The following is a 9,506-nucleotide window of genomic DNA, read 5'->3' as shown; positions in this document are numbered from 1 at the left end:
CACGTACGGTTCTTAGAGGGGAAAGCTCCCGCAAGGGAGCTGACCTACTCGACAGTTCCGGCGATCCGGATGTGAGCAAAGTGGCATCCTCCTGGTTCGGTGCGTGCATCTTTCTGATTGTCGCCGCCACTATCCTGCGTTCGTTCTTCCTCTAAGGGACATATTCGCCTATATATAATAATGTATATGGACTATGAACTGAACAAGGGGATCGGCGAGAGTGCGGAGTTCAAGGGACTCAAGGCGCAATACCTTTTTATTTTCGCCGGCGGACTGCTGGCTCTGTTCGTGCTGTTTGTCATTCTCTATATGGCCGGTGTCGGCCAATGGATCTGCATCGCTTTCGGTGTAACCTCCGCATCCGCACTGGTCTGGCTGACATTCCACCTGAACGGCAAGTTCGGAGAACACGGGCTGATGAAACTGCTGGCCAGAAAACAGCACCCCCGCTACCTGATCAACCGGATCAGTCCCCGAAAATTATTCACGATTAAAAAGAAGAATGTATGCGGAACACACTAAAGGCCGCCACATTGGAAAGCAAGTTCCCGCTTCTCGCCGTCGAAGCGGACTGTATCATTTCCAAAGATGCGGACATCACCGCCGTCTTTGAGGTGGATCTGCCCGAACTCTTCACGGTGACGGCAGCTGAATACGAGGCTATCCATGCGGCATGGGCAAAGGCAATCAAGGTGTTGCCCAATTATACGGTGGTACATAAGCAGGACTGGTTTATCCGGGAGGATTACCGCAGCCAGACGGACAAGGAGAATCTAAGTTTCCTTTCCCGAAGCTACGAGATGCACTTCAACGAGCGTCCTTTCCTGAACCATAAATGCTATCTGTACCTGACCAAGACGACGAAAGAGCGCATGAGGATGCAGAGCAACTTCTCTTCGCTGTGCAGGGGATTCATCATCCCCAAGGAGGTGGACAAGGATACCACCGCCCATTTTCTGGATACGGTGGGACAATTCGCCCGTATCGTGAACGATACGGGGCTGGTGCGCCTAAGACGGCTCGGCGGTGATGAGATTACCGGCACGGAGGATAAGGCCGGACTGGTGGAGAAATATTTCTGTCTGTCAATGGAAAATACCACTGCGCTGGAAGACATCGAACTCGGAGATGACGGCCTGCGTGTCGGCGACAAGCACGTTTCGGTGCATACGCTCTCGGAACTGGATGCGTTGCCCAACAAGGTGGGTACGGACTGCCGGTATGAAAGGCTGTCAACGGACAAAAGCGACTGCAAGCTGTCATTCGCCAGTCCGGTAGGCCTGCTGCTCTCGTGCAACCACCTGTACAACCAGTATATCTTTCTGGATGACAGCGGCGAGAACCTGCAACGTTTTGAGAAGAGCGCACGCAACATGCAGTCGCTCTCGAAGTACTCACGGAGCAATCAGATCAACAAGGAGTGGATCGACCTGTACCTGAATGACGCACACTCGTTCGGGCTTACCTCGGTACGTGCCCACTGCAACGTCATCGCATGGACGGACAACCCGATGGAGGTGAAGAACATGCGCAATGACGTGGGCAGCCAGATCGCCATGATGGAGTGCAAGCCACGCCATAATACGGTGGACGCCGCCACGCTGTACTGGGCGGCGATGCCGGGGAACGGCGCTGACTTCCCGGCAGAGGAGAGCTTCTACACGTTCATCGAACAGGCTCTCTGCTTCTGGGTGGAGGAAACGAACTACCGCAGCTCCGTTTCACCTTTCGGACTGAAGATGTCAGACCGTATCAGCGGGAAACCGCTGCACGTGGACATTTCCGACCTGCCGATGAAGCGTGGCGTGACCACCAACCGCAACAAATTCGTATTGGGCGGCTCCGGGAGCGGCAAGTCATTCTTCATGAATCATTTGGCGAGGCAGTATTATGAACAGGGCACGCACGTGGTATTGATCGACACGGGGAACAGCTATCAGGGGCTTTGCTCGCTGATACACCAGAAGACCGGCGGCAAAGACGGCATCTATTTCACTTGTGCGCCCGTCAAGGCGATATAATAAATATGTCAATAGCAAGACGTTAGGCGAGTTTTCCAACAGCCTATCATCATCCGATTTATCCACCAACGAAAGACGGTGGGGAGTGTAGCATATCGGAAAAACCATTAGCTGGACGGCTATCAAGTCTGGGACTGAATGGCGAGATGAAAAGATAGATATAAGGATAAAATCCTGATTGATTGAATGGCAATCCAAGTGGTCGCTGTAGAGACTTTGGTGTTAGTGATAGCTATACTCACCATACTATGATACTTACACTGGTGTAGGTGAACAATGTAAGCAGGAAATTATCATAGCACAACCACAGTAAGTGGTAAAGGGTGGAAACCATATCCGACAATCTATCAAGCTAAGTTATTATATCACAAACGGGGATCACCTAAATCGGAAAGCCGGTTGTAAGGCTATGAGGTTCCAGCCTCTGAATATCCGACACGGTAACGGAGCTTCCATAGTAGTTCGAGCAAGGTAATATCTTGTACATAGCGAAGGGAAGCAGTTAAAGGTTTAATACAATTAAAGAAAAATGTGAGAGACATTATGAGAAATTCAGTAAACGTATTAAACGGTCTATCAAAACATAGTCCGCAAGTCGATTACAAGTATGAAAGGTTATACCGAATACTGTTTAACGAAGAGATGTTCTACGTTGCCTATCAACGCATTTATGCGAAAGAGGGTAATATGACGAAAGGGTCTGACGGAAAAACAATAGATGGTATGAGCCTAACACGGATAACCGACCTAATTGACTCGTTGCGTACGGAAGCGTACAAACCAAAACCTGCAAAAAGGGTATGTATACCAAAGAAAAACGGGAAAATGCGCCCTTTAGGAATACCATCTTTTGATGATAAATTAGTACAAGAAGTATTACGGATGATTTTGGAAGCAATTTATGAAGGACAATTTGAAAATTGTTCACATGGGTTCAGACCAAAACGTAGCTGCCATACTGCATTAACACAGATTCAAAAGAGATTCACTGGTGCAAAATGGTTCATCGAAGGAGACATTAAAGGTTTCTTTGATAACATCAATCATGAGATACTGATTGGCATACTCAAAGAAAGAATCTCAGATGAACGTTTCATCCGATTGATAAGGAAATTTCTAAATGCAGGTTACATTGAAAATTGGACATTTCACAATACTTACAGCGGAACACCTCAAGGTGGAATTATTAGCCCCATACTGGCTAATATATATCTAGACAAGCTTGATAAGTTTATGATGGAATATGCTCAAAAATTCAATAAAGGGAGGAAGCATAAGCCGAACAAAGTGAGAGTTCAGTTAGAAAAACAGAAAATGAGGGCTATGAGAAGCTTAGAAATTGTGAAAGACAAAAATGCAAGAGCTGATATTGTAAAACAAATTAAAATTATTGACAAAGCACGTCACAGTATAGCCAGTGATGACGAAATGGACGATAGTTTTAAAAGAATCCAGTATGAGAGATACGCTGATGATTTCCTTGTAGGTGTCATTGGCAGCAAAGAAGATAGCAAACGAATCAAAGAAGATATAAAGAATTTTCTTGCATCTAAATTGAAGTTGGAGCTTTCAGATGAAAAGACTCTCATCACACATACCGAAAAGAAAGCAAAATTTCTTGGTTATGAGATTTTTATAAACAAATCCAACCTAGCCCGACGTGACACTTTGGGCAGACTAAGCAGGGTGTACAACAAGAAAGTGCGACTTCATATCTCAATGGACACCATTAAGAAAAAACTCATTGAACTAGGAGTTTTAGAGATAAAATGTCCCAATGGGAAAGAAATATGGAAACCAAGAGAAAGAGGAAGATTAATCAATAATGATGATTTGGAAATTCTTAAAATATATAATTATCAAATACAAGGATTCCACAATTATTACGCTATTGCAAACAACAGTGCTCTATTGAACTCTTTTAAGTACATAATGGAATATAGTATGTATAAGACTTTCGCCGGTAAATATAGAACCAGCGTAAAAAAGATTCTTCGTAAATATAAGAAGAACAAATTGTTTACTATTCATTATACGAATAAAAAGGGAGAAACGAAAGCTCAAACCTTTTACAACAAAAGCTTCAAAAGGTGTAAACCAATTGTAAGTGAACAACTTGATGACATTATCACAATAAATTACATTACAGGCACAAGTCTGATAGACAGGCTAAAAGCTACGATATGTGAGAATTGTGGAGCAACCGAAAATTTAGAGATGCATCATATCCGAAAATTAAAAGATTTGGATGGTAAGAAGTTCTTGGATAAAATGATGATTGCAAGGCAGAGAAAAACCATTGCCTTATGTCGAAGTTGTCACTTAAAAGTTCACGCTGGAAAGATATGACTGACTCTTTAATGGAGAGCCGTATACGCGGAGACGTGTACGTACGGTTCGGGGGCGAGTACACGAAAACCTATCATAGAAATATGACAAGGCGTTGGGTGCTTAGCCTACATACGGACGAAAGCCCGATAGCGTTCAACCCTTTTTTCACGGATGATAAGGTTTTCGACATTGAGAAACGAGAGAGTATCAAGACACTGATCCTCACACTCTGGAAAAAGGACAACGAACCGGCGACACGTTCGGAAGAAGTGGCGCTGTCCAATGCGGTGGCCCTGTATATCAGGCGCATCAAGGAGGATGAGAATGTCGTTCCCTCGTTCAACACTTTCTACGAGTTCGTGAAAACGGACTACCGGAGGATACTGGAAGAGAAGGAAGTTCGGGAAAAGGATTTCGACCTTGCGGGTTTCCTGAACGTGCTGGAGCCTTATTACCGTGGCGGAGAATATGATTTCCTGCTTAACTCGGACAAGCAGCTCGACCTGCTCGGCAAGCGGTTTATCGTATTCGAAATCGATCAGATCAAAGGTGCGCCCGTCAAGGCTGCGTAAGTAACAATCCCATTAGCAAGGGATTAGGTAAGTGTACATTGAAATGACCTATCATCCACCTGCTTATCCATTCAACGAAAGACGATGGGGAGTGTAGCATGCAGGAAAAGCCATAAGTCAGTTAGTTACCAAACTGCGACTGAATGGTAGGATGAAAAGACAGATAAAGGATAAAGTCTATACTGATTGAATGATAGTCCAAGCGGTATCTTGTTGTACCTGCAACGTAAGGTAGCTATTTGAATTATCCCGAAGAGGGAAATTCATACTCGTTGTATCGTGACACTCGTCTTCCAGTCTTTGAGGAGGATGTAGCATGTACTTGTCACGACGCATCTGCAATAAGCAGAAAAGGACGAAAGTCATATCCGACAATCTGTCAAGCGGCAGTTATTACGCAAGCAAACGGGGATTGCCTAAATCGGAATGCCAATAAAAAGGCTATAAGGTGCAGACCTTTGAATATCCGACATGGCAACGGAGCCTCCGTAGTAGTCCGAGCAGGGTAACGCCCTGTACATGGCAAAGGGAGGCAGTTAATTCTTTTAATACAATTAATGAAAAATGTGCGAGACATTATGAGAAATTCAGAAAGAGTATTAAACAGTCTGGCAAAGCACAGCAAACAACCAGACTACAAATTTGAGAGGCTTTACCGCCTGCTGTTCAATGAACAGATGTACTACGTTGCCTACCAGCGTATATACGCAAAGGAAGGCAACATGACCAAAGGTGCGGACAATAAGACCATTGACCGCATGAGTATATCACGCATTGAAAAACTGATAAGTTCGTTAAAAGACGAGTCATATCAGCCAATACCGTCAAGGAGGGTATATATTCCCAAGAAAAATGGGAAGAAACGCCCTTTGGGAATACCTGCATTCAATGATAAACTTCTGCAAGAGGTGGTCAGAATGATTTTGGAAGCAATTTACGAGGGTAGTTTCGACATGAACTCACATGGGTTCAGACCTAAACGGAGCTGCCATACGGCTTTGCGACAAATCCAACGGACATTTAACGGAGCACGCTGGTTTATTGAGGGAGACATCAAAGGTTTCTTTGACAACATTGACCATGGTGTAATGATTTCCATTTTGGAAAAACGCATCTCCGATGAACGTTTCCTGAGATTAATCCGCAAGTTTCTAAATGCAGGGTATCTCGAAGATTGGACGTACCATAAAACATACAGCGGTACTCCGCAAGGTGGAATTATCAGCCCTATGCTGGCAAACATATACCTTGACCAATTAGACCGCTATGTACATGAATATATCCAACGCTTTGATAAGGGTAAAGAACGGGCAGACAATCCCGAACGTATCAAATTTGAGTATGGGAAAAGGCTGGCAGTGCTGAAACTTGAAAAGATAAAGGACAAGGAACAACGCAAATCCATAGTCAAGGAAATAAAAGCCTATGACAAAGGAAGAGCGGCTATTCCTTGTGGCGTGGACATGGACGAGAATTTCAGACGACTGAAATATGTACGTTATGCTGATGATTTTCTCTGCGCTGTGATAGGGACGAAAGCAGAGGCGGAAGCTATCAAACAAGACATCAAAGTATTCTTGCAAGAAAAGCTCGCCCTTGAACTTTCGGAAGAGAAAACTCTTATCACACACGGAAGAAAATCGGCAAAGTTTCTCGGATATGAAATCTATGTCCGAAAATCTACACAGACCAAGAGGAACAAGGCTGGCAAACTGACGAGACCTTATAACAATAAGATTTATCTGAAGATGCCCCTTGAAACGGTACGGAAGAAACTGTTGGACTATGACGCACTGCAAATCAATGTGCATAATGGGAAAGAACAGTATAATTCCAAACACCGTACCTATCTCATCAATAACGATGATTTGGAAATCTTGGAAAGGTACAATTCGGAAATAAGAGGTTTTTACAATTATTATTCACTTGCAAATAATTGTCATACACTTCACTCTTTTAAGTACATCATGGAGTATAGCATGTATAAGACTTTCGCGGCTAAATACAAAAGCACGGTCGTGAAAATCTGTAAAAAGTACAAGAAAGATAAAGTATTTACAGTGTACTACAAGAATAACAAGGGGAAAACTTTGGCACGTCAATTTTATCATGATGGTTTCAAACGCAAGAAACAGGACTATGCGCAATGTTACGACAAAATGCCCGAACGCTATTATTTTACACCGACAAGCCTTGTAGCTCGTCTAAAGGCATGTAGATGTGAACTGTGTGGCAAAGAAAATGTCAAGCTGGACATGCACCATGTTAGAAAGCTCAAAAATCTGAAAGGGAAAGAGGATTGGGAAAAACACATGATTGCACGGAAACGCAAGACTATCGCACTTTGTCGGAGTTGCCATAAGAAAGTGGATGGCGGTTGGATGGACTGACGGAATTAATGGAGAGCCGGATACGCTGAAAGGTGTAAGTCCGGTTCGGGGGCGAGCATTTGAAAACCTACCATAGTAATATGGAAAGGCGTTGGGTGCTTAGCCTACACCACCCCATTCTTTTCCCGGTAACGACTATCATCATCATGGAGCTGTTTATCAACAAGATGCGCCGTCTGAAAGGGGTGCGCAAGATGATCATCATAGAGGAAGCGTGGAAGGCTATCGCCAAGGAAGGGATGGCGGACTACATCCGCTATCTTTTCAAGACTGTCCGCAAATTTTACGGAGAGGCGGTTGTCGTGACACAGGAAGTCGATGACATCATTTCCTCGCCTGTCGTAAAGGAGTCCATTGTGAACAACAGCGACTGCAAGATCCTGCTTGACCAGCGGAAGTACCTTAACAAGTTCTCGCAGATACAGTCCCTGCTGGGACTGACGGACAAGGAAAAGGCGCAGATCCTGTCGGTGAACATGTCCAACGATCCGAAGCGCAAATACAAGGAGGTCTGGTTCGGATTGGGGGGCGTGCAGTCAACGGTGTACGCCACGGAGGTATCGCCCGAAGAATATTTGTGCTACACGACCGAAGAGAGCGAGAAGGTGGAAGTGGAACAACTGGCGAAACAGCTGGACGGCAATATCGAGCTGGCTATCAAGAGGCTTGCGGAAAAGAAACGAAATCCAAACAATGAAATACCGTAAATGCCTATGGAGTATGAAACCCTGTTTCCGCTCTACTGGATATGCGGGGAGTGGAAAAGCAACCGCAAGTCGCCGCCCGTTACCGTATTCCGTGACGGTGGCGCATACAAGATTGCCCTGACCTATCACCTTGATGCGGTGGTGGTCGGCACGATCCACCAAAGCGGCGGCATCATCTGGGCAGACCTGCTGGGAAGGGTGCAGCTCGCTTATGACCGGGAGGAAGACCGGCTGGTGCTGGCTACCGAAGGGATCTATGTACGTGCGGAATAATTATTAACGGATAAGGTAAACAATGGAAAAAATAGAAATATTCGTGATTGATGCCCCGTGGGAACAACGCAAGGGGGGACTCCGTAAGATACGGAAGCATCAAGGGCGTGAGCTTGATTATGAAACGATTTCCGTACCCGGCATTTTCGGCCTCCTGGAGAGGGATATTTTTCCGCTTGCAGAAAGTAACCATTGTATATTCATGTGGACGACAGAGCGATATTTGTCCGAATGCGAGGCGGAAATGTCCAAACGTGGATACAGACGCCATTGCAGGGTGGTGTGGAACAAGCTGAACGGGGTGGCTCCGGCTTTTACCGTCAGGTTTGCGCATGAATACCTGCTATGGTTTTACAAGGAAAAGCTCCTGCCGATAGCCCGTAGCGAGAGGGGCAGGTTCACTACCGTGCTGACGGAAAAAGGCAGGGAACACAGCCGCAAGCCGGAAGTGAGCTATCGGATGATAGAGGCACTGTATCCTGTGCACAGAAAAATGGATGTCTTTTCAAGGGAGTACCGGAAAGGATGGCTCCAGTACGGTGATCAAGTAAATCATTTCAATATTAAAACAAATAAGAATTTATGAGAGCAAAAATGATGATTGTATGCTGCCTGTTCCTGTTGGGGACAGGTATGGCGAAAGCGCAATGGGTGACGTTCGATCCCTCGAACCTTGCACAAAGCATCGTGAATACAACCCGCAATGTGGTACAGACCACGACGACGGCAGAAAATATGGTGAAGAATTTTCAGGAAACAGTCAAGATCTACGAACAGGGGAAGCGTTATTACGACGCCTTGAAAGCGGTCAACAATCTGGTGAAGGATGCCCGCAAGGTGCAGCAGACCGTTCTTCTGGTCGGTGAAATATCGGACATCTATGTGAACTCCTTCCAGAAAATGCTGACGGACGGGAACTATACGCCGGACGAGCTTTCGGCGATCGCTTCCGGATATGCGAAGATGCTGGAAGAGAGCAGCGGTATGCTGAACGAGATGAAGACGGTCGTGACCTCCACCAGCCTTTCCATGACGGACAAGGAGCGCATGGACGTGATCGACCGTGTGTACCGTGACGTAAGAAACCAACGCAATCTGGTCAGGTATTACACGAACCGGAACATCGGCATCTCTTACCTGCGTGCGAAAAAGAAGAACGATACCCGAAGGGTGCTGGACTTGTACGGAACGGACAATCAAAAATACTGGTGA

At 45.5% G+C, this 9,506-nt stretch carries 7 protein-coding genes and 3 pseudogenes; all 10 read left to right on the top strand.

The annotated features are described in order from the left end of the window. Positions 1–155 (top strand): DUF4134 family protein (locus ACT8YW_RS07570; RefSeq protein ID WP_444104534.1); only part of this gene is annotated, 155 nt, incomplete at its 5' end. A gap of 31 nt (positions 156–186) precedes the next feature. Then, on the top strand, positions 187–522 hold the full coding sequence (locus ACT8YW_RS07565) for a DUF4133 domain-containing protein (protein ID WP_444104532.1): 336 nt from the start codon (positions 187–189) through the stop codon (positions 520–522). Further along, positions 507–1,997 (top strand): annotated as a pseudogene (locus ACT8YW_RS07560) (TraG family conjugative transposon ATPase); the annotation flags it as partial. The gene ACT8YW_RS07565 and the pseudogene ACT8YW_RS07560, both read left to right, overlap by 16 nt. Positions 1,998–2,564: 567 nt before the next feature. Further along, positions 2,565–4,370: a reverse transcriptase domain-containing protein gene (locus ACT8YW_RS07555; protein ID WP_444104531.1), complete on the top strand. Its 1,806-nt coding sequence runs from the start codon at positions 2,565–2,567 to the stop codon at positions 4,368–4,370. Positions 4,371–4,480: 110 nt separating this feature from the next. Continuing rightward, positions 4,481–4,912, top strand: a pseudogene (locus ACT8YW_RS07550) (TraG/VirB4 family ATPase); the annotation flags it as partial. A gap of 590 nt (positions 4,913–5,502) precedes the next feature. Then, a complete protein-coding gene (locus tag ACT8YW_RS07545; protein ID WP_444104530.1) occupies positions 5,503–7,314 on the top strand; it encodes a reverse transcriptase domain-containing protein in 1,812 nt (603 codons plus the stop codon). Between the two features lie 110 nt (positions 7,315–7,424). Further along, positions 7,425–8,021 (top strand): annotated as a pseudogene (locus tag ACT8YW_RS07540) (TraG family conjugative transposon ATPase); the annotation flags it as partial. Between the two features lie 6 nt (positions 8,022–8,027). Continuing rightward, a complete protein-coding gene (locus tag ACT8YW_RS07535) occupies positions 8,028–8,294 on the top strand; it encodes a DUF3876 domain-containing protein (RefSeq protein WP_021936894.1) in 267 nt (88 codons plus the stop codon). A gap of 43 nt (positions 8,295–8,337) precedes the next feature. Next, on the top strand, positions 8,338–8,880 hold the full coding sequence (locus tag ACT8YW_RS07530; protein WP_444104529.1) for an MT-A70 family methyltransferase: 543 nt from the start codon (positions 8,338–8,340) through the stop codon (positions 8,878–8,880). Then, positions 8,877–9,506 (top strand): DUF4141 domain-containing protein, encoded by a 630-nt coding sequence (locus ACT8YW_RS07525; RefSeq protein WP_444104528.1) that lies wholly within the window; start codon positions 8,877–8,879, stop codon positions 9,504–9,506. Before ACT8YW_RS07530 ends, ACT8YW_RS07525 begins: the two co-directional genes overlap by 4 nt.

It is taken from the genome of Bacteroides sp. (assembly GCF_052357945.1).
Lineage (GTDB): Bacteria > Bacteroidota > Bacteroidia > Bacteroidales > Bacteroidaceae > Bacteroides.
Note: the sequence above shows the minus strand (reverse complement) of the source record. Positions and strands in the feature narration are given on the sequence as shown.